The organism is Bradyrhizobium canariense, assembly GCF_900105125.1.
GTDB lineage: Bacteria > Pseudomonadota > Alphaproteobacteria > Rhizobiales > Xanthobacteraceae > Bradyrhizobium > Bradyrhizobium canariense_A.
This window is the reverse complement of sequence record NZ_LT629750.1, coordinates 2,227,503-2,246,365: the sequence shown is the minus strand read 5'-3', so window position 1 is coordinate 2,246,365 and position 18,863 is coordinate 2,227,503. Positions and strand designations below refer to the sequence as shown.

The following is an 18,863-nucleotide window of genomic DNA, read 5'->3' as shown; positions in this document are numbered from 1 at the left end:
TGCAATGTCGGTGGAATTCATCGGATACATTACCAACAATAACTCATCGGAAACCATCGTGCGCAACGGTCCGATCCTCGACCGTCACCACATCGAGACTGTCGCGAAAGCCCACGAAAATGCCGGCTTCGACCGCGCTTTGCTGGCGTTTCATTCCACCATACCGGACGGCTTACAGATCGGCCAGCACGTGCTCGGCATCACCGACCGGCTCAACGTCCTGATCGCGCAGCGGCCAGGCTTTACCGCGCCGACCTTGATCGCGCGCCAGCTCGCAACCGTCGACCAGCTTTCCGGTGGCCGGGTCGCGCTGCACGTCATCACCGGCGGCAACGCCACCGAGCTGAAGCAAGACGGTAACGTCATCGACGACAAGGACGAGCGTTACGCCCGCACCGACGAATTTCTGGATGTCGTTCGTGCTGAATGGACCAGCCAGAAGCCATTTTCCTATGACGGCAAATATTACAAGGTTCAAAACGGGTTTTCGCAGATCAAGCCATACCGCAGCGAAGGCATCCCAATCTTTGTCGGCGGCGCTTCCGACGCCGCGATCGAGGTCGCGGGCAAGCATGCTGACACATTTGCGCTGTGGGGAGAATCCTGCGCTCAGGTGCGCGATGTAACCTCGCGGGTACGCGCGGCTGCCGCGAAACACGGCCGGCCCACGCCGCGCTTTAGCCTGTCGGTGCGGCCCATTCTCGCCGACACCGAGGAGAAAGCCTGGGCCAAGGCCGAAGAAATTCTGGCGCGCGCAACGGCGCTTCAGGACAAAACCGGATATCGCAAACCGGCTGATGGTCATGCGACGGCCGGCGCGCGCCGCCTGCTGGCGCTGGCCGAGCAGGGCACCCGCATCGATAAGCGTCTCTGGACGGAGATCGCGAAGCTCACGGGCGCCAATAGCAACACCACGGCGCTGGTCGGAACCCCCGCGCAGGTCGCCGAAGTCTTCGGCGACTATTACGATCTCGGAGTCAGCCATTTCCTCATCCGCGGCTTCGATCCCTTGATCGACGCCATCGAATATGGCCGCGAACTGATCCCGCTGACCCGTCAGCTGATTGCCGGGCGCGGTGTCGCCAGGGGAGTGGCGGCAGAATGATGCGCGGTATTCTTGTTGCGGGACTGTTGCTGAGTGCCGTCGCGTCGGCCGGTGCCCAGACGACATTGCGGGTCGGCGATCAAAAGGGGAACTCGCAGGCCGTGATGGAAGCGGCTGGCGTCCTTCGGGATGTACCCTACAAGATCGAATGGAAGGAATTTCCGGCCGCGGCGCCATTGCTGGAAGCGCTCGGCGCGGGAGCAATCGAAACCGGTCTGGTTGGCGACGCGCCCTTCACTTTCGCCGCGGCGGCAAATGTTCCGGTGAAAGCCATCGCTGCGATCCGGCAGAGCCGCGACGGCCTCGCCGTGCTGGTTCCGAAAGATTCGCCGATCCGCGACTTCGAAGGATTGAGAGGAAAGAAGATCGCAACCGGTCGCGGCTCGATCGGGCATCAGCTTATCCTTGCGGCGCTCGAATCCAGGGGATGGTCACTGACGGACGTCCAAATTGTGTTTCTTGCACCGTCGGACGCAAAGGTGGCGTACAGCCAGGGATCGGTCGATGCTTGGTCGACTTGGGAGCCGTATGTCAGTCAGGAAGAGGTATTGTTCCAGTCGCGGCGTGTGATCACGGCCGAAGGCATCACGCCCGGAATAGGCTTTCAGGTCGCCTCGCCCGATGCCATCAGGGACAAGCGCCCAGAGCTCGGGGATTTTCTTCGCCGGCTCACGGCCGCTCGCGCCTGGTCGTTGACCAATGTCAACGCCTACGCCGAAACGTGGGGCAGGCTGATGAACATTCCGCCCGCCGTGCCGCTCAACTGGCTCAGTCGTGCGAAAATCCGGATTGCTCTAATAGATGATGGCGTCGTCGCCGATGAACAGAAGACAATCGACCTGTATTTCCGGTCGGGCTTGATCAAGCAGAGGCTTAACGCAGGCGATATCGTCGATCGCTCGTTTTCCGACGCCATCGGAAAAGGCGCCGGTCTTTAGGGCGGCTTTCTTTCCAGAAGAAATTCCAAGGGAGACGGCATGCGCAGTAGATATTTCTCCGGCTTGCATCATTTTCACACTAAAACTGGCCTTGTGTAGGATGTATTTCCAATTACTATTCTGAATACCCGTATTATTGGAAAGAAATTCTAGCAATGACCGAGGCCGCCATCCCGCTTCAGGAAACCGCACGCCGCATCGATACTATCGACCGCAAGATTCTGAGAGTGCTGCAGGAAGATGCATCGCTGTCCGTGGCAGAAATTGGCGAACGTGTTGGCCTGTCATCGACCCCCTGCTGGAAGCGCATCCAGAGAATGGAAGGGGAGGGAATCATCACGGGGAAGGTCGCGCTGGTCGATCAGAACAAGATCGGTCTTGGGCTGTCGGTGTTCGTCTCCGTGGAAAGCTATGACCATTCCAATGCCTGGCTGAAGAAGTTTGCCGAAACGGTTAGCGCCATGCCGGAAGTCATGGAGTTCTACCGTATGGCTGGTGACGTCGACTACATGCTGCGGGTCGTCGTCACCGACATGCAGAGCTATGATATCTTCTACAAGAAGCTCATCGGTGCGATCGCGCTCAAGAATGTGACATCGCGATTCGCCATGGAAAAGATCAAGTCGGTGACCGCGTTGCCGGTGCCAGCATTCGAGGCCGCGTAATCTATATCGCGACCTGGTGAGGGTGTGCCCGACTGCGCCGGTGATCGACGCAGCGCGGTATGTGGCTTTAGCGCTGCATGCCCCAGCGTCGCACAGTGATGGTTTCAAGCGTGCGGAACAAGCCAAACTCGACCACGAGACCGATCAGGATGACGCTGACGAGCCCGGCGAAAACCTTGTCGGTGAACAGCTCGTTCCGGTTGCGAAAGATGAACCATCCAAGCCCGCCTTGGCTCGAGCTGACGCCGAACACCAGTTCAGCGGCAATCAGCGTCCGCCATGCGAAGGCCCAGCCGATCTTGAGTCCCGAAATGATCGAAGGCAGCGCGGACGGGATCAGGATATAGGCGATATATCGCGCGCCGCGCAGACCGTAGTTACGCCCGACCAGACGATGTGTGTCCGGTACGGTCTGGAAGCCCATGAACGTTGCCAGCGCGAACGGCCACAGAACGGAGTGCACCAGCACGAAGATCAGGCTGGTTTCGCCGAGCCCGAACCAGAGCATCGCGAGGGGCAGCAACGCAATGGCGGGCAGCGGATTGAACATCGCCGTCAGCATCAGCAGGACCTCGCGAAAAAATATGTTCGCGGTGGCCAGCGAAACCAGGACGACTGCCAGGGCAATGGCGATGACATAGCCTTTGACCAGGACGCCGAGGGAGGCGAGGATGGCTTGCGCAAGATTGTCGTGAAGGAGAGCGTCCCACAGCGCCGTAAACGTTTGCGTGAAACTCGGCAGCATGAGTGGGCTTGCGGTCACGGTCGCAGCGATCTGCCACACTATCGCCAACCCGAGCAGGACGACGGCGCGCCGAAGGGCGGCGGAACGGATCAATGCGCCGAAGCGGTGCGAGCGATCTGCCGACCGCTCGGCCTGACCCGTCGCAGCCATATCGGTGGCTTCATCGGTCATGCCGCAATTCCGGCGGCGCGAACAAACAATGCGTCATTGATGTCTTTGACGATATCCCGGAATTCCGGCGTGCCCAAACTGTCGCGTCCGAACGCGCCGGTTTCAAATGTTGCGATTGTTCGTCCCGGATGGGTACTGAGGAGATGCAGCTTGGTGCCGACAAGGACCGCCTCTTCGATCGAATGCGTCACGAAAACAAGGGTGAATTTCAGTTCGTCGGCCAGTTGCAGCAGATCGTTCTGGAGATTGACGCGCGTCAGCGCATCGAGTGCTGCGAACGGTTCATCCATCAACAGAACTTCAGGTGCCGCGGCGAGCGCCCGCGCAATGGCGGCGCGCTGCTTCATCCCGCCGGAGAGGGTATGAGGATAGGCGTTCAGCGCGCGCGCCAGTCCCACTTTCGCCAGCGCGTCATCGGCGATATCCCGCGCTTCCGCCGACGATTTGCCGCGCGCGACCTTCAAGGGAAAGGCGACGTTCTCACGCACGGTCTTCCACGGCAGAAGCTGGTCGAATTCCTGAAAGACGACCAGCCGGTCCGGGCCCGGTTTCTTCACCGGCCGGCGGTCGATCAGGACATGTCCTTGCGTCGGCTTGATAAAGCCGGCGATCGCCTTCAGGATCGATGACTTGCCGCAGCCCGAAGGTCCGAGCAGCACCAGCCGTTCACTCTTTCCGACTGTAAAGCTGACGTTTTCGACCGCGCGGACGGCGCCGTGTTCGATGTCATAGTCGAGCGTCAGCCGTGCAACTTCAAGCACGGCAGAGGTTGCCTCAGTCGAAGGGACTGCCGTCATCACTAGCTTCCCGGCTTGTCGTGAAGCTCTCCGAAGCAATAATCCTTCCAACTCGCCGGCTTGTTCCGAATTGCACCGATTTTTGCGAGGAAGGTTGCGTATTTGAACGTTCCCTGCGGCGTGGTGGTGAAGTCGACATCCTTGTTGTCGATGACCGATTTCACGAATGCCGGATCGAGCTTGGACTGCTCGACGCGGATATAGGTCTCCGCCGCCTCGGCCTTATGCGTTTCGATCCATTGCGAGGCTTCGTTTAGCGCGTCATACAGCGCCTTGAACGTTTTCGGATTCTCGTTGCGGAATTTCGAGGTCGCGTACAGCAGGGTCGGCGTGATGCGGCCGCCCATGATGTCGTAGGAACTCAGGACCTTGTGGACCTTTGGGTTTTGAAGCGCCTGCTCCTGATAGGGTGGATTCGAGAAGTGCGCGGTAATCGCCGATGAGCCCGACAGCAGCGCCGCCGTCGCGTCAGGATGAGGCAAATTGACCGTGAGGTCGTCGAGAACATTGTATTTTCCTTCACCGAATTCCTTTTCGGCCGCGATCTCCAGCAGGCGCGATTGCTGCGAGACGACCACAGCCGGCACGGCGATCTTGTCGGCCTTGGTGAAATCCTTCAGCGTCTTGATGTTCGGATTGTTCGTGATCAGGTAGTTAGGCTGTTCGCCGAGCGCGGCGATCACCTTGACATCGGCGGACCCCTTGGTCCGGTCCCAGAGCACGATCACAGGGCCGGCGCCCGCGGCGCCGACATCGACGGCGCCAGACAGTAGCGCGTCGTTGATCGCCGCACCGCCGCTGAGCTTGGTCCACTCGACCTTGATATCGAGCCCTTCTGCCTTGCCGTGTTTCTCGATCAGCTTCTGGTCGCGAAGTGCATGGAGCGGCAAGTAGACCGTCCCGAATTGCTCGACGATTCTCAATCGCCCTTCCGCACGTGCTTCGCTCCCGACATTCATCGCCGATACAAGAGCAAGTGTCGCCAGTAATCTGAAGATCATGAAGCAGCCTCGAATGGTATGGTCGAGCGGCTGCGAGATCGCTGATGCAGCCGTTTACGCTTCATTTGCGGGCAACGGCTGGCGTCTGGCAATTGCGTAAAATGCAGGGACGAGAGCTTAAGTTTCTCGTGCAATGCGCGAGGGTGGAAGGTTTTGACCGTTTGCCAGTGCGCAACGCCGCTGATTAATACTTTTGTTCAAGTCTATGGCTCAATGCGAATACGCTGATCCGGCATCCCCGCATTGCGAACAAGCACCAGGCGATACCGATCCTATTCGATTGGCAGGTCGATTTGAGCGGCCACCGCGGTGATCGAAACAAGCGGGCGTCCAAGGATTCGTGCGATCTTCTTGGTTGGCAGTTTTTTCATTTCGCTCTCACTGACATCTCGGTTCGTTGTCGATGTGCCGTCGATCGCCCCAGGAGACGCGTGGTTATTTGACTTGATGACGTTGGCCCGCAACAGGGATTTTTGCGGCGCAGAAAACTTGCACGAAATTCCTGTCGGTCAGATCGAACGTTCTCATTTGGGCGAGATGTTTGGAAGTTCATCTTGTTTTATTTCGATTGCTTGACTTGGTTTTCGCGGCTCCTACACAAAGGCTCTCCGGCCAACGTTACGTCTTGTGTAGAGGATCAGACATGGTTTCCATTACCCTTTCCCGCCGCACGGTTTTGGCTCTCGGTGGTGCTGCGGCGTTGTCCGGCTCAGCGGTATTCGCGCGAGACGAGCGCGTCGCGAGGATCGGTCTCGTTCAGTCGACGACCGGAGGATCGGCCGCCCTCTACGGTACCCAGCAGAAACAGGCAATCGAGTTGGCCTTTGCCGAGATCAATTCTGCGAACGCTTTAAATGGCATAAAGCTGGAAGCAATCCATGCGGACGATGGCGCCGATCGCGGTCAGACCGTCAATATTTTTCAGCGTCTCATTCGCCAGGACAAAGTCGTTGCGATCCTGGGGCCGACTTTGTCTAATTCCGCTTTTGCTGCCGATCCGATCGCGCAACAGGCAAACATACCGGTCATCGCAAGCTCGAACACAGCGCCGAATCTCACCAGGATCGGCGACTACATCTTTCGCACCAGCATTCCAGAAGATCAGGTGTTCCCAACCGTGTTGCGCTATGCCGTGCAAAAGCACGGAATCAAGAAAGTCGCTTTGATCTACGGACTCGACGATGCGCTCACGCGCGGGGCGCATGACGTGCAGAAGAAAGCCGTGGCGGATCTTGGTCTTGAGCAAGTCGATGTCGAGAGCTATCAGCACGGCGACGTCGATTTTTCCGCACAGCTCACCAAGATACGCGAGCAAAAACCCGACGCCATCATCCTTGGTACACTCGCCGAGGAGGCTGCAGCCATTTTACGGCAAGCGCGCCACCTTGGCTTCGACAGCAAGATCGTGTTCATTGGCTGCAATGCCAACATATCGGCCAAGCTGTTCGAACTGGCGGGCCCGGCGGCGAACGGAATCATCGTCGGCGCGGCGTGGTATGCGGATTACGACAGTCCTCGTAGCAAAGCTTTCGTTACATCCTATCGGGCGCGTTACGGCTCAACACCGGATATTTATGCGGCCCAAGGTTACGATGCGGCCTATCTTCTCGCCGAAGCCATCCGGCGCGCCGACGATGTGACGAACGGCAAGCTCGTGCGCGACAAGCTCGCATCGATCAGCGATTTCGAAGGAGTGCTCGGGCGGTTCGGATGGTCGGCAGATCGCGATGCGACGGTGCAGCCGAAGGTGCTGATCGGCGATGGCGGCAACAAGGTCTTCGTCGCGGCCGTGACAAGCTGAATCCATCATGCTTTTGCAGCAACTGGTGAACGGCCTGTCGCTAGGGGCCGTTTACGCCGTTTTCGCCATCGGCTTTACGCTTGTCTTCGGCGTCATGAATGTCCTCAATCTGTCGCAGGGCGCGGTCTTCATGTGGGGCGCTTATGTGGGGTTGGAGGTCGTGCGCACGCTGGCGCTGCCCTTGCCCCTCGCGATCCTCGCCGCGGCCGCCGCCGCGGGCCTGCTCGGTGTACTGAGCGAGGTGCTGGTGTTCCGGCCGCTGCAGCGGCGCGGGGCGCATCGCTGGATGGGCATGGTCGGCAGCCTCGCACTCGCCCGTATGCTCATCGGTCTCGCGCAGGAAGTGTTCGGCACGGAGGTCGTGCGCTACCCGGATAACGCCCTTGCGGGGGCCGCGATCGAACTGATGGGAGCACGGCTGCAGCTTTTACAAATCGTTGCTGTCGGCGCGGCGCTTGTCATGGTGATCGCACTTGCCGCACTTTTGCGATTTACGAATCTAGGGCGGGCCATTCGCACAGTGGCCTTCAGCGAAACCGTTGCGCGTCTTGTCGGCGTGCCTGTCGACAAGGTCAGGCTGGTAACGTTCTTTATCTCCGGCGCGCTGGCGGGCGGAGCGGGCGTGTTATGGTCGCTGCTGTTCCAGTCGGTGTCGCCATTCATGGGCGACAGCATTTTGCTTAAGGGTTTGACGGTGCTCATCCTCGGTGGCCTCGGCAATGTCCTGGGCGCGCTTGTCGGTGGGGTGCTGCTCGGGCTTGTCGAAGTTGCGAGCGTGGTCGCCATCGGCTCGGGTTACCGCGATGCGGTTGGATTTGGACTTGTGCTGCTGATCCTGCTGACGAGGCCGACCGGCCTGTTCGCGACGCGTGAGACAAAACGCGCGTGATCGAGTTCTTTTACGCGTATCACAACGTCATCGATCTCTGCTTGCTCAACTCCGTGCTTGCGTTCGGCTGTTTTCTGCTGCTCGGCGTCAATCTCTTTTCGCTGGCGACGGGTGGTTTGATGGCGATCGGAGCTTATCTCTCGATCTGGCTCACCATGCAGCAGGGCTGGAGCTTCGCACCGGCGCTGACCGCCGCCGTTGCGGCTGCGTCTCTCGCGGCTTTCGGCCTTGGTTCGCTCGTGCTGCGGCTGCGCGGCGACTACTTCACCATGGCGACACTTGCTTTCACCGAGGTCATTCGAATCATTGCGCTGAACTGGGATTCGGTGACCGGCGGCGCGCTCGGAGTCTTCGGCATCCCGAAACTCACCGAGACCTGGCAACTCGCGCTGCTGCTCGTACTCGTCATCTATCTTGTGTGGGCAGTGCGCAACTCCTCGATCGGCGAGCGAATGCGCGCGGTCGCTGCCGATGAACTGGTGGTTTCGACTGCAGGTCACGATGTTGCACGCCTTAAGCTTGCGATCTTTACCGCCTCGGGGGCCATCGCCGGTCTTGGCGGCGGACTGGCCGCCCACCTCAACATGTTCGTCGCGCCCGGCGATTTCGGATTCCTGCGCAGCGTCGATAGCGTGATCGCGCCGGTACTGGGCGGCGCATGGAATATCGCCGGCCCCGTGATTGGAGCGACCATTCTCACTGTCTTGCCGGAAGCGCTGCGCTTTTCCGCCCAGATGCGCGAGATTCTCGTCGGCGCCACCATGCTCGGGGCGGTGGTGTTCCTGCCGACTGGCGTCGCATCGCTGCCAACGTTGCTGCGGCGGAGGGCCGCGTGGTGATCCCGCTTCTTGAGTTGAAGGATGTTTCACGCCGCTTTGGCGGCGTTGCGGCGCTGTCGGACGTGTCGTTTTCCGTGCCAGCTGGGGCGGTGATCGGGCTGATCGGACCCAACGGCTCGGGCAAGACCACGCTGATGAACGTCATCAGCGGTGTTGACGCGCCAACCAAAGGCGCTGTGTTGCTGGACGGCCTGCCGATCCAGGGGGTTCCGGCGAACACGCTTGCGCGACGCGGTGTCTCCCGCACGTTTCAGCACATCCGCCTGATTCCGGAGTTGACCGCTGGACAGAACGTGACTCTTGCTCTGCACGCGCCTTCGGCCGGCCCGTTCGACATCCTGCTGCGCCTTCCGCGATTGAGGCGGATCGAACTCGACCGCCACGCCCGCGCGGTGGAATTGCTTCGAAAGGTCGGCATCGGTCAGCACGCCAGCACGCTGGCCGGAGATTTGTCCTACGGCGATCGTCGGCGGGTGGAGATCGCCCGCGCACTGGCATCCGAGCCGCGGCTCCTGCTGCTCGATGAGCCTGCCGCCGGCATGACCCATGGCGAGCGCACATCGCTACGTGACCTGATTGCAGGCCTGCCCGCCCTCGGCGTCACCGTGCTGCTGGTGGAGCATGACATGGATCTGATGATGAGCGTCTGCGACGAGATTCACGTTCTCAATCAGGGCAGTTCGATCGCTTCCGGCAAGCCGGAGGAGGTACGCGCCAATCCGAGAGTGATTGAAGCCTATCTGGGAGCCGAAGATGCTTGAGATTGCCGGGCTTTCCTCAGGTTATGGCGGCCCCGCCGTGTTGAAGGATGTGTCGCTGCACGTCGGTGCCGGCGAAATCGTCACGGTCGTTGGCGCCAATGGCGCCGGCAAGACCACGCTGCTTAACGCAGTGGCGGGACTGTTGCGGCCGTCGGGCGGCACGGTTCGGCTGGACGGCGCGGCCATCGGTGGACGTCCGGCCGAGCGCATCGTGCGCGCAGGCCTGTCACTCGTGCCGGAAGGCAGACAGGTTGTGGCGCCGCTCAGTGTAGAAGAGAATTTGCTGGTCGGTGCATACGGCCGCAAGCGGGGGGACGTAAAGGAAACGCTCGCCGCGGTCTATAATCGTTTCCCGCGTCTGAAGGAACGCCGGCGGCAGCCGGCCGGTCTGTTGTCCGGTGGAGAGCAACAGATGCTCGCTATCGGCCGTGCCTTGATGGCCGGCCCTCGTGTGCTGCTACTGGATGAGCCGTCGATGGGGCTTGCCCCGCTGATCGTCTCCGAAATATTCACGCTGCTGCGGGAACTGAACCAGCAGGGCCTGACGATGCTGCTCGTCGAGCAGAATGCGCGCAAGGCGCTGGCGCTTGCCAAGCGCGGTTATGTTCTCGACGGCGGCCGGATCGTACTGGAGGGGCCGGCCGAGGAATTGGCGAAATCGCCGGCCATCGTTGATGCATATCTCGGTGTTGCGCCTACGGAGTTTGCGGCATGATGGCTGCGGGTGGTGCAGGAGAAAGCCGCGATGCATCTTGAGACAAATGTTCTGGTTATCGGCGCCGGCGGCGCCGGCATGTATGCCGCACTCGAGGCAGAGCGCAGCGGCGCCTCGGTCATTCTTGTCGATCGCAGTTTGATCGGGCGGGGCGGCGCGACCGTCATGGCGCAAATGACCGTCGCCGCGGCGCTCGGGGAGCAAACTCCCGATCACTGGGAATATCATCTCTCGGATACGCTTGCCGCCGGTCGCGGCCTTTGCGACCAGCGCCTTGCCGCCCTGGTATGCGAGGATGGTCCGCGACGCATTCGTGAGATGGATGCCTGGAAAGTCGGCTGGGCGCGCGAAGACGATCACATCAAGCAGGCGCAGGCTCCTGGCCATGACCGGCCGCGCTGTGTCTATGTGGATTTCCTCTCCACGGGGCCCGCTGTTTCGCGGACGTTGCGAACGCAGCTGAACGGATCAAACGGCATTCGTCGGGTCGGCGACCTTGCCATCATCGATATCGCTGTCCGCGACGGCGAAGCTTGCGGCGCAACGGCGCTTCATTTGCCGACCGGACACGTGGTGACGATCGCTGCCAAGGCCGTCGTGATCGCGACCGGAGGGTTGACCCGGCTTTATCGGCGCAACAGTGCGTCGGCCAATATGGGCGGCGACGGCTATGCGCTCGCGCTGCGCGCCGGCGCCGAACTCATCGACATGGAGTTCGTGCAGTTCTTCCCGATCGGACATCTGGCGCCGCGGCTTGTCGGCATGGACCCGATCATGTGGGACCCATTCCGTTACAAGCTCGGGGGCAGGCTGCTGAATGGCGAGATGCGGGAGTTCGAAGAGGACTATGCCACGCGCGACAGACGCAGCGATGGCAACTATGTGCTGACGCGTGATCTTGCCACCTACGCCATCACCAAGGAGGTCGAGGCGGGCCGCGGCAGTCCTGCCGGGGGTGCTTATCTCAGCTTCCAGCACGTGCCCGAGGCGGAGATGCGCCGCGCCTTCGGACCGGTGGTGGATCGGCTTGCCGCGAACGGGATCGATCTTGCGCGTCAGCCGGTCGAGGTCGCGCCGATCGCGCATTATCATATGGGGGGCATTCGCGTGGATGACGCGCTTGAGACAAGGGTTGCAGGACTTTACGCCTGTGGTGAGGCCGTAGGGGGAGCCAACGGTGCCAACCGGCTGTCGGGCAATGCCATCACGGAAGCTTTCGTGTTTGGTGCGCGGGCAGGCCATAGCGCGGCGCGTCGCGCGTCCAAGGGCAGCGGAGTTTGGTCGGCGGATGCCGCACGCCCCGCGGTCGATCTGCTGCGCAGCGCTAAACGTCGGGATGCGCCGAACATGGCGGCCACGGTTGCGGAATTGCAGGCGTTGATGGCCGAGAAAGTGGGGCCGTTTCGCAGCGACGAAAAACTCCGCGCGGCCGTTGATGGGTTGGCGCGGCTGACCAGGGAGATCGGCCACACGCCGGTCTCGTCCGCCGATGGATTCGATCCCGTACTGGCCGATTGGCTCGACCTTCGCAACATGTTGCTGGTCGCGCAGTCCGTCGTCGTGGCGGCGCTTGCCCGAACCGAAAGCCGCGGCGCGCACCAGCGAGAGGACCATCCAGGCCTGGATGATGGCGCATGGCGCGTCAACCAGATCGTTGCGCTCATTGAAGGGCGGCTCCATCTCAGCCGAAGCGCGCCGCTGGCGGGGAGGGATGTAGCATGAAGGCAACGCTCGCGATCCAGCGGGGCACGCCGGCTGAAACGCCGCGCGTGCAGTCCTTCGACGTCGCATTCGAACCGGGCCAGTCGGTGCTCGATGGCTTGCGGGCGCTGCGCCGTGAATCCGATCCGTCGCTCGCATTCCGCTTCGCCTGTATCAACGCCAATGCCTGCAAGGAGTGCATGATGCTGATTGACGGCAAGGTCGATTACGCCTGCACGGTCCGCCTCAAGGAAGGTGTGACCACTTTGGCGCCGCTTCCCAAGAAGGCGCTCATCCGCGATCTCGTAACCGAAATCGCGCCGCCGGACGAACGGCTGCAGCCGTCGCCCCCATCCATCTCTCGTGAAGGAGCTATCTCGTGACGCTGGTTGTCGGAGCTCACCCCCAAAATCTGTCGCTGTCCATCCTCGCGCGCAGGCCGAGCGCCGTAGCGGCGCTGCGCGAGGCGGGTCTGAGGTTTTTTGTTTACGGCGCCGGCTCGCAAACCATTCCGCTGCTGAAGGCCGGGGTGTTGCATCTTGCAGGTACCGGCGCGACGCCACCGATCCTGGCCGGGGCGGAAGGGCTTGCGGCGGCGGTTTTCGGCATGTCCGGGCCGCGTCCGGAACGTGGCGGGTTGCTGGTACGCGAAGCATCCGGCATTTGTAGCCTTTCCGATCTCAAGGGAAAGGGGATCGGGCTGATGCCGATTTCCTGGCACACACAATTCCTGGCGGCAGAACTCGATGCGGCGGGTCTTCGATGGAACGACGTTCGCGCCGCTGAAATCATTCCCGCCACGGCCAAGGACGCCTTTCTTGAAGGGCTGCTCGACGCAATCGTTGCAACCGATCCGCTCTACTCGCAGATTGCCGGCAAAGTGCCGACGCGTGTGCTTGCGGCGCCCGGTGCAGCATTTTCCAACCGCTCCGTTTACTGGGGGTTGCGTGAAGTGCTCGGCGATCGACCGGACGCGGTACGCGCGTTGCTCAACGCGCTGATCGACTCGGATCAGGCGACTGCGGCGAATCCGCGCGAAGCGGCGGCGCTGCTTGCCGGGCTTAATGGAAACTCCGCTGACGATTGGCTGCTCGCGCTCACCTCGCGTCCCTGGGGCGTAGAGGCGCCGGACGCAGGCTTTCTCGCCGAGCAGCAGGCCCACGCAAACATCTTTGCCAAGTTCGGTCTGATACCGCGCAGCATCGATGTGGCCGATACTGTCGATCCCACCCATTTTTCTGCCGCCGCCTGAAGTCCCCTCACTCGACGAAGAGGTTTGCCGTGGAAGTTCTCTGGTATCTCACCGGCCCCGACGGCCGCTATCCCTGGCGCTCCGATGGTGCGCGCAAGCTCAGTTACGCTTACTTTCAGCAATTGGCGCGCGCGGTCGATCATCTCGGCTACACCGGTGCGTTGCTTGCAACCGGTTCGCACGACGCCTGGATTCAGGGGGCGTCGCTCATTCCCTATACCGATAACTTCCAGCACCTCATCGCCGCGCATCCCCCGCTGCTGTCACCGACGCTGCTGGCCAAGATGATCACGACTTTCGATCAGTTCTCGAAGGGCAGGCTACGAGTGAACATCGTCAACGGCGATGCCAAGTTGATGGCGCAATACGGCGTACATCTCAGTCACGACGAGCGTTACGCCTACACCGATGAATATTTGACTGTGCTGAGCGCCCTGTTGCGCGGCGAAACGGTCAATTTCAAGGGGCGTCACATCCACGTCGTCGATGCCGGCGTTCCGCTACCGCCCGTACAGCGGCCTCATGTGCCTCTCTGGTTTGCGGGGTCCTCGCCGGCGGCCTATGAGGTGGCCGCCAAGCATATCGATACATATCTCTCGTGGGGCGAAACGCCGGAACAGGCTGAGGTAAAAGTTCGCGCGGTTAAAGCTCTCGCAGCAAGCCATGGCCGGGCCGGCAAGATCAGCTTTGGCATCCGGCTTTATGTTATCGTGCGCGAGACCGAAGAGGCGGCATGGGCCGCAGCGCAAGATATCTACGACCACATGGACGAGAAGGCGATCGCTGGCGCTCAAGCCTATGTCACGGGCATCGATTCCATCGGTCAGCAGCGCATGTCAGCGTTGCACGGCGGACGTAAGCCCAAGGATTTGCGGGAGCTTGAAATTGCGCCCAATCTTTGGGCGGGTATCGGTCTGGTTCGTCATGGGCCGGGCACGGCGCTTGTTGGCAGCGCCAAGCAAGTTTTGGCGCGCATTCAGGATTACCGGGATGCTGGGCACGAGGTGCTGATTGTGTCGGGTATGCCGCTGCTCGAGGAAGCGTATCGCTTCGCCGAGTTGGTCTTACCACATCTGCCCGTCGAACGTCCGGTCGAGACCGGCGTCACTTCCGCTTTTACCAAGGATCGTGACGCCGCGTGGCAGAAGATAGCGTAACGTAGCGCAATTGTGTTGCGCTCTGCGAGAGCCATCCTCGTACACGAAGCACATCTAAAGTCGGAGGCTTGATCTTCATGCCGAAACCCAGACATCCTCAGACTGTTGCTGCGTCCAACGGCATTGCCGCCGACCCGACATTCGGCGCAGTCGTGCCGCCCATCTATCTCACCAGCACCTTTGCGTTTTCTGGTTTTGAGCGGCCGGGGAGCTATGAATACACCCGCACCGCCAATCCCGGCCGGGACGTGCTGGCCGATACGCTTGCCAAGCTGGAGGGCGGCGCCGGCGCGGTGGTGACGACATCGGGAATGGCGGCGATCGATCTTGTACTCTCGCAATTGGGCCGCGACGATCTCATCATCGCGCCGCACGACTGCTATGGCGGCACCTACCGCTTGCTCGCCGCTCGGCGCGATCGCCGACAATTCGACGTCGCCTATGTCGATCAAGGAGACGACGTGGCGCTTTCGAAGGCCCTGACAAGGTCGCCGTCGCTCATCCTGATTGAAACGCCGAGCAATCCGCTTATACGCGTCGTCGACGTTCGTGCGATCGCGGCGCAGGCCAAATCCGTCGGCGCCAGGGTCGTGGTCGACAACACGTTCCTGTCGCCGGCGCTCCAACGGCCGATCGCGCTCGGTGCCGATTTCGTCATCCATTCGACCACAAAATACCTCAACGGCCATTCGGATGTGGTCGGCGGCGTCGTGATCGCAGCAGATAAAGCCGATGCGGAGGCCCTTGCTGACTGGGCTAACCTCACGGGAGTCACGGGCTCTCCCTTCGACGCCTATCTGACCCTGCGGGGGCTCAGGACATTGTTTCCCCGGATTGATCACCAGCAGAAGAACGCCGCCGCCGTAGCGGCGTTCCTGGATCAGCATCCGCTGGTGCGCGTTGTCCACTATCCCGGGCTTGCGTCGCACCCTGGCCATGCCCTCGCCAAAAAGCAGCAAGCGGGATTCGGCGCGATGCTCAGTTTCGAATTGGTGGGAGGCGTCGAGCATGTGCGCCGTTTCGTGGAGGCCGTGGAGGTTTTCACGCTGGCGGAATCACTCGGGGGCGTCGAAAGTTTGGTCGCTCATCCGGCAACGATGACCCATTCCGGCATGGGAGAGGAGGCGCGCCGCGCCGCTGGCATCAATGACAGCCTTCTGCGGCTCTCGATCGGCCTTGAGGCGGAGGCCGATCTGATCGCAGATCTTGATCGGAGCCTCCTGGCCGTCGGTCGCCGGGCTGAGCGGCCAGAGCGTTTCATTGATTGACTGAATCATTTGAGAATTCCTGATCTGACTGGTTTGTGATTCAAGATGCTGGCTGGCGGAGGCCGGCATCAATTATTTCCGTCATCGAAGCTCCGGCCCGCGTGAACCGCATACTCACGCTTGGCACGCCAACCGGCGACCCAGCCGGCCGCCGCTGACCAAATAGCGATCTCCGGTAGGAGAACGGGCTGGGGACCGACGGCCGGCTTGCGGTCCGTCTTACAGTGCTCGCGCTCGGGAGCGAGTCTTCAGACGCGCGACGATGGATTCGGTTTCATCGACAATGTACCGAGCTGTGTCGAGAGATTTCTGTCCGGCCGTCGCGCTCGAACAGGGTGACATCAAGCTGATATTGCGTCCTCCTAGATAAGATATGTCCATGTATCTTATTGACAAGGCTTGGGGGCCGGCCGTAGGGTTTTGGATGTCATCCACCCGCAGTCAGCAGATCGCCGGACCCTGACATCCTGCGACAAGGCGGGGCGCGGGGCAGTTGCAGATAAGCGGTCAGAGGCGTGACCCAATAATACTATTTAGGAATTCAGGCGATGGGCGAGAGAGCAGTCAAAAACGTCCTCATATCCGGTGCGAGTATAGCAGGACCTGCTCTGGCCTTCTGGCTGACCCGCTACGGCATCAACACAACGGTCGTGGAGAAGTCATCATCGTTGCGCGGCGGCGGCTATCCGATCGACATCCGCGGCACCGCGCTCGATGCGGTGGAGCGAATGGGCCTCTACCCGCAGATGCGCGCGGCGCACGTCGACTCCCAGAGCATCGCCTTCGTGGACGAGCACGGCGCGGTGATCGCGAAGATCGATCCGGAAGCGATCACGGGAGGCGTCAGGGGCACGGACGTCGAGATCCGCCGGGGCGACATCGCAACGATCCTGTACGCCGCCACGAAGGACAAGGCGGACTACAAGTTCAACGACTCCATCGCCTCTCTGGACGAGCACGCGGACCGCGTAGACGTGACATTTGTCAGCGGAGACATCGGAACCTACGACATTGTCATCGGTGCGGATGGCCTGCATTCGAACACGCGATCCCTGATCTTCGGCCACGAGTCCCAATTCGAAAAATACATCGGCTTCTGCTTCGCCGGGTTCACGGTCCCAAACACTTTCGGCCTCGACCGCGGCGCCCTGGCCTATACGCTTCCGGGGAAGAATGCGGTGGTCTATGCGACCAATGACGGCGGCCAGGTCTATGCGTTCCTGGTCTTCAGGTATCCCACTTCGCCGTTCCGGAAGAGCGTCGCCGAAGAGGATAAGCGGAAGCTGACCGCCAGTATGTTCGAAGGTGTCGACGGGTGGATCGTACCGCAACTGGTCGAAGACATGCGGAAGGCCGAGGACCTGTTCTTCGACGCCGTCAGCCAGATCCACATGCCGACCTGGTCGAGGAGACGGATCGTGCTCGCCGGGGACGCCACGCACGCCACCTCTTTCCTGTCGGGTCAGGGATCGAGCATAGCGCTTGTCGGCGCCTACATCCTGGCCGGCGAGATCGCGACCAAGCCTGACTACAGCTCTGCCTTCGAGGCATACGAAAAACTGATGCGGCCCTTTGCCGAGATGAACCAGGCTCTGGTCGAAACGGGCAAGTCCATTATGATTCCCGACACTCAGCAGGAACTCGAAGCCCGCAACGAGATGCTCCGAAAGATGGCAGAGGAGCCGATCGGCAAGATCTTCCGGAAAGACGACGCGCGGCAGGTCCACAGGCGGCAGGTCCATAGCGCGCTCACCTTGCCTGACTATAGCTGACGCAGGGAGTTGAGCCTGACGAACCGGGGCGCTATCCGCTTGAACCTTACGGGATCCGCTCCGCCGGCGGTCGCAGGGTTGGAGGCAGCGTGGATGATCGTGTGCGAGCCGTGGCTGGGCCCGATCACCGGAAGCGCTCTCTAACCTGCGGAAGCTTAATGCTGCAGCGCCTCGCGGTTCACAATCCGAACGGGCTTCCCATCCAGCCAAGCCGCCACGGCTTCTACGGTGTCTGAATAGACGACGCTCAGGAGTTCGCGGGTGACGTACCCAAGATGGGGAGACAGCGTCACGTTCGGCAGAGACCGCAACGGATGATCTGATGGCAGCGGTTCGACGTCATAGACGTCCAGTCCAGCCCCGGCGATCCGTCCGGCTCGCAGCGCAGCGATAAGAGCCGCCTCATCGACGATCGGGCCTCTGGAGATGTTGATCAAATAGGCGCTTGGCTTCATCAGGGCCAGTTCGGGTGCAGCCACGAGACCTCGCGTGCGTTCCGACAGCACCAATCCAATGGAGATCACGTCGGCTTCCTTGAAGAGGGTCTCTTTCTCGACCCGGCGCACGCCCGCCGTCGCTGCGGCCTCGTCGGTAAGATTCTGGCTCCAGGCGATCACCTTCATCCCGAATACCTTCGCGTATTCGTTCATCCGTTTGCCGAGCCTGCCGAGACCGAGAAGGCCGAGCGTCTTGCCGTGCAGGGTCATACCTACGGTTGCCTGCCACCCGCCCTCGCGCATGCGCCGATGTTCTTCGGCCAGGTTGCGCACCGTCGCCATCATCAACCCCCATGCCAGTTCCGGGACGCCGTTGCCTGCGGCGGCGAATCCAGGGTTGGCGAAGTTCGGGTGTGCGACAAGGACGCCGCATTCGCTGGCAGCGGCCATGTCCAGGTTCGTCAGGCTCATGCCGACGATTGTCATTAGTTTCAGGTTCGGCAGCCGTTCGATCAGCGTGCGCGGGAAGGCCATGCGCTCGCGGAGGGTGCAAACCACGTCGAACGACTGCAGCGCCTCGACTGCCTCGTCCTCGGAGAGGTGACGGTCAAAAACCGTTACGTCCGCCCTGTTCTGCACGGGCGACCAGTCGGCGAGGTCGAGGGCAACGCGAGCGTAGTCGTCGAGTATCGCCACCTTGGGCGTGTGGTTACCCGTCGCCTTCTTGTTCGTTGGCACGGGTGTTATTGGCATATCATTGAGCTCGCTGATAAGATTCACGCATATATCTTATATCTTAGATGCGGCGGGCTGGCAATAAGATTCATTATTGCATCTTATGAAATGGGT

Annotated in this window: 19 protein-coding genes; 15 read left to right on the top strand and 4 right to left on the bottom strand. The window is 61.1% G+C overall.

Features of this window, described 5'->3' with window-relative positions; translation table 11 throughout:
• Nucleotides 1-4: 4 nt before the first annotated feature.
• The 3 genes from BLV09_RS10900 (at nt 5) to BLV09_RS10890 (ending at nt 2,708) form a co-directional block, all read left to right on the top strand.
• Nucleotides 5-1,105 (top strand): LLM class flavin-dependent oxidoreductase, encoded by a 1,101-nt coding sequence (locus BLV09_RS10900; protein WP_146687290.1) that lies wholly within the window; start codon nt 5-7, stop codon nt 1,103-1,105.
• Nucleotides 1,102-2,043, top strand: coding sequence for an ABC transporter substrate-binding protein (locus BLV09_RS10895; protein ID WP_146687289.1), 942 nt, complete (start codon nt 1,102-1,104; stop codon nt 2,041-2,043). Before BLV09_RS10900 ends, BLV09_RS10895 begins: the two co-directional genes overlap by 4 nt.
• Before the next feature lie 155 nt (nt 2,044-2,198).
• The gene (locus BLV09_RS10890) at nt 2,199-2,708 is read left to right on the top strand and encodes an Lrp/AsnC family transcriptional regulator (RefSeq protein ID WP_146687288.1); all 510 of its coding nucleotides are present in this window, start codon (nt 2,199-2,201) and stop codon (nt 2,706-2,708) included.
• 67 nt (nt 2,709-2,775) lie between these two features.
• Here BLV09_RS10890 and BLV09_RS10885 read toward each other — a convergent pair whose 3' ends face one another.
• From BLV09_RS10885 to BLV09_RS10875, 3 genes are read right to left on the bottom strand one after another with little or no spacing between them, the layout of a single operon-like run.
• Entirely contained in the window at nt 2,776-3,624 is an 849-nt protein-coding gene (locus BLV09_RS10885) for an ABC transporter permease (RefSeq protein ID WP_146687287.1), read from the bottom strand.
• Nucleotides 3,621-4,421: an ABC transporter ATP-binding protein gene (locus tag BLV09_RS10880; RefSeq protein WP_146687286.1), complete on the bottom strand. Its 801-nt coding sequence runs from the start codon at nt 4,419-4,421 to the stop codon at nt 3,621-3,623. The genes BLV09_RS10885 and BLV09_RS10880 overlap by 4 nt, the downstream gene beginning before the upstream one ends.
• 2 nt (nt 4,422-4,423) lie before the next feature.
• Nucleotides 4,424-5,422 (bottom strand): ABC transporter substrate-binding protein, encoded by a 999-nt coding sequence (locus tag BLV09_RS10875; protein ID WP_146687285.1) that lies wholly within the window; start codon nt 5,420-5,422, stop codon nt 4,424-4,426.
• A gap of 309 nt (nt 5,423-5,731) precedes the next feature.
• On the opposite strand from BLV09_RS10875, the gene BLV09_RS37200 reads away from it, so the two are divergent.
• The 12 genes from BLV09_RS37200 (at nt 5,732) to BLV09_RS10820 (ending at nt 17,577) form a co-directional block, all read left to right on the top strand.
• Nucleotides 5,732-5,998: a hypothetical protein gene (locus BLV09_RS37200; RefSeq protein ID WP_167558696.1), complete on the top strand. Its 267-nt coding sequence runs from the start codon at nt 5,732-5,734 to the stop codon at nt 5,996-5,998.
• Between the two features lie 67 nt (nt 5,999-6,065).
• Complete coding sequence (locus BLV09_RS10870) at nt 6,066-7,223, top strand: ABC transporter substrate-binding protein (RefSeq protein WP_146687284.1); 1,158 nt, start codon at nt 6,066-6,068, stop codon at nt 7,221-7,223.
• 7 nt (nt 7,224-7,230) lie between these two features.
• Nucleotides 7,231-8,112 (top strand): branched-chain amino acid ABC transporter permease, encoded by an 882-nt coding sequence (locus BLV09_RS10865; RefSeq protein ID WP_146687283.1) that lies wholly within the window; start codon nt 7,231-7,233, stop codon nt 8,110-8,112.
• Nucleotides 8,109-8,951 carry a branched-chain amino acid ABC transporter permease gene (locus BLV09_RS38005; protein ID WP_146687282.1) on the top strand — a complete coding sequence of 281 codons (843 nt, stop codon included), beginning with the start codon at nt 8,109-8,111 and terminating at the stop codon, nt 8,949-8,951. Before BLV09_RS10865 ends, BLV09_RS38005 begins: the two co-directional genes overlap by 4 nt.
• Complete coding sequence (locus BLV09_RS10855) at nt 8,948-9,712, top strand: ABC transporter ATP-binding protein (protein WP_244549037.1); 765 nt, start codon at nt 8,948-8,950, stop codon at nt 9,710-9,712. The genes BLV09_RS38005 and BLV09_RS10855 overlap by 4 nt, the downstream gene beginning before the upstream one ends.
• Nucleotides 9,705-10,427: an ABC transporter ATP-binding protein gene (locus tag BLV09_RS10850; RefSeq protein WP_146687280.1), complete on the top strand. Its 723-nt coding sequence runs from the start codon at nt 9,705-9,707 to the stop codon at nt 10,425-10,427. The genes BLV09_RS10855 and BLV09_RS10850 overlap by 8 nt, the downstream gene beginning before the upstream one ends.
• Before the next feature lie 30 nt (nt 10,428-10,457).
• A complete protein-coding gene (locus tag BLV09_RS10845) occupies nt 10,458-12,149 on the top strand; it encodes an FAD-binding protein (protein WP_146687279.1) in 1,692 nt (563 codons plus the stop codon).
• Nucleotides 12,146-12,511: a 2Fe-2S iron-sulfur cluster-binding protein gene (locus BLV09_RS10840; RefSeq protein ID WP_100381023.1), complete on the top strand. Its 366-nt coding sequence runs from the start codon at nt 12,146-12,148 to the stop codon at nt 12,509-12,511. The genes BLV09_RS10845 and BLV09_RS10840 overlap by 4 nt, the downstream gene beginning before the upstream one ends.
• Nucleotides 12,508-13,380: an ABC transporter substrate-binding protein gene (locus BLV09_RS10835; RefSeq protein ID WP_146687278.1), complete on the top strand. Its 873-nt coding sequence runs from the start codon at nt 12,508-12,510 to the stop codon at nt 13,378-13,380. The genes BLV09_RS10840 and BLV09_RS10835 overlap by 4 nt, the downstream gene beginning before the upstream one ends.
• 29 nt (nt 13,381-13,409) lie before the next feature.
• Entirely contained in the window at nt 13,410-14,537 is a 1,128-nt protein-coding gene (locus BLV09_RS10830) for an LLM class flavin-dependent oxidoreductase (RefSeq protein WP_146687277.1), read from the top strand.
• Nucleotides 14,538-14,614: 77 nt separating this feature from the next.
• A complete protein-coding gene (gene metB / locus BLV09_RS10825; RefSeq protein WP_146687276.1) occupies nt 14,615-15,805 on the top strand; it encodes a cystathionine gamma-synthase in 1,191 nt (396 codons plus the stop codon).
• A gap of 548 nt (nt 15,806-16,353) precedes the next feature.
• Complete coding sequence (locus tag BLV09_RS10820) at nt 16,354-17,577, top strand: FAD-dependent monooxygenase (protein WP_146687275.1); 1,224 nt, start codon at nt 16,354-16,356, stop codon at nt 17,575-17,577.
• A 155-nt stretch (nt 17,578-17,732) separates the two neighbouring features.
• Here BLV09_RS10820 and BLV09_RS10815 read toward each other — a convergent pair whose 3' ends face one another.
• Nucleotides 17,733-18,794 (bottom strand): D-2-hydroxyacid dehydrogenase family protein, encoded by a 1,062-nt coding sequence (locus BLV09_RS10815; RefSeq protein WP_349536749.1) that lies wholly within the window; start codon nt 18,792-18,794, stop codon nt 17,733-17,735.
• Between the last annotated feature and the right edge of the window lie 69 nt (nt 18,795-18,863).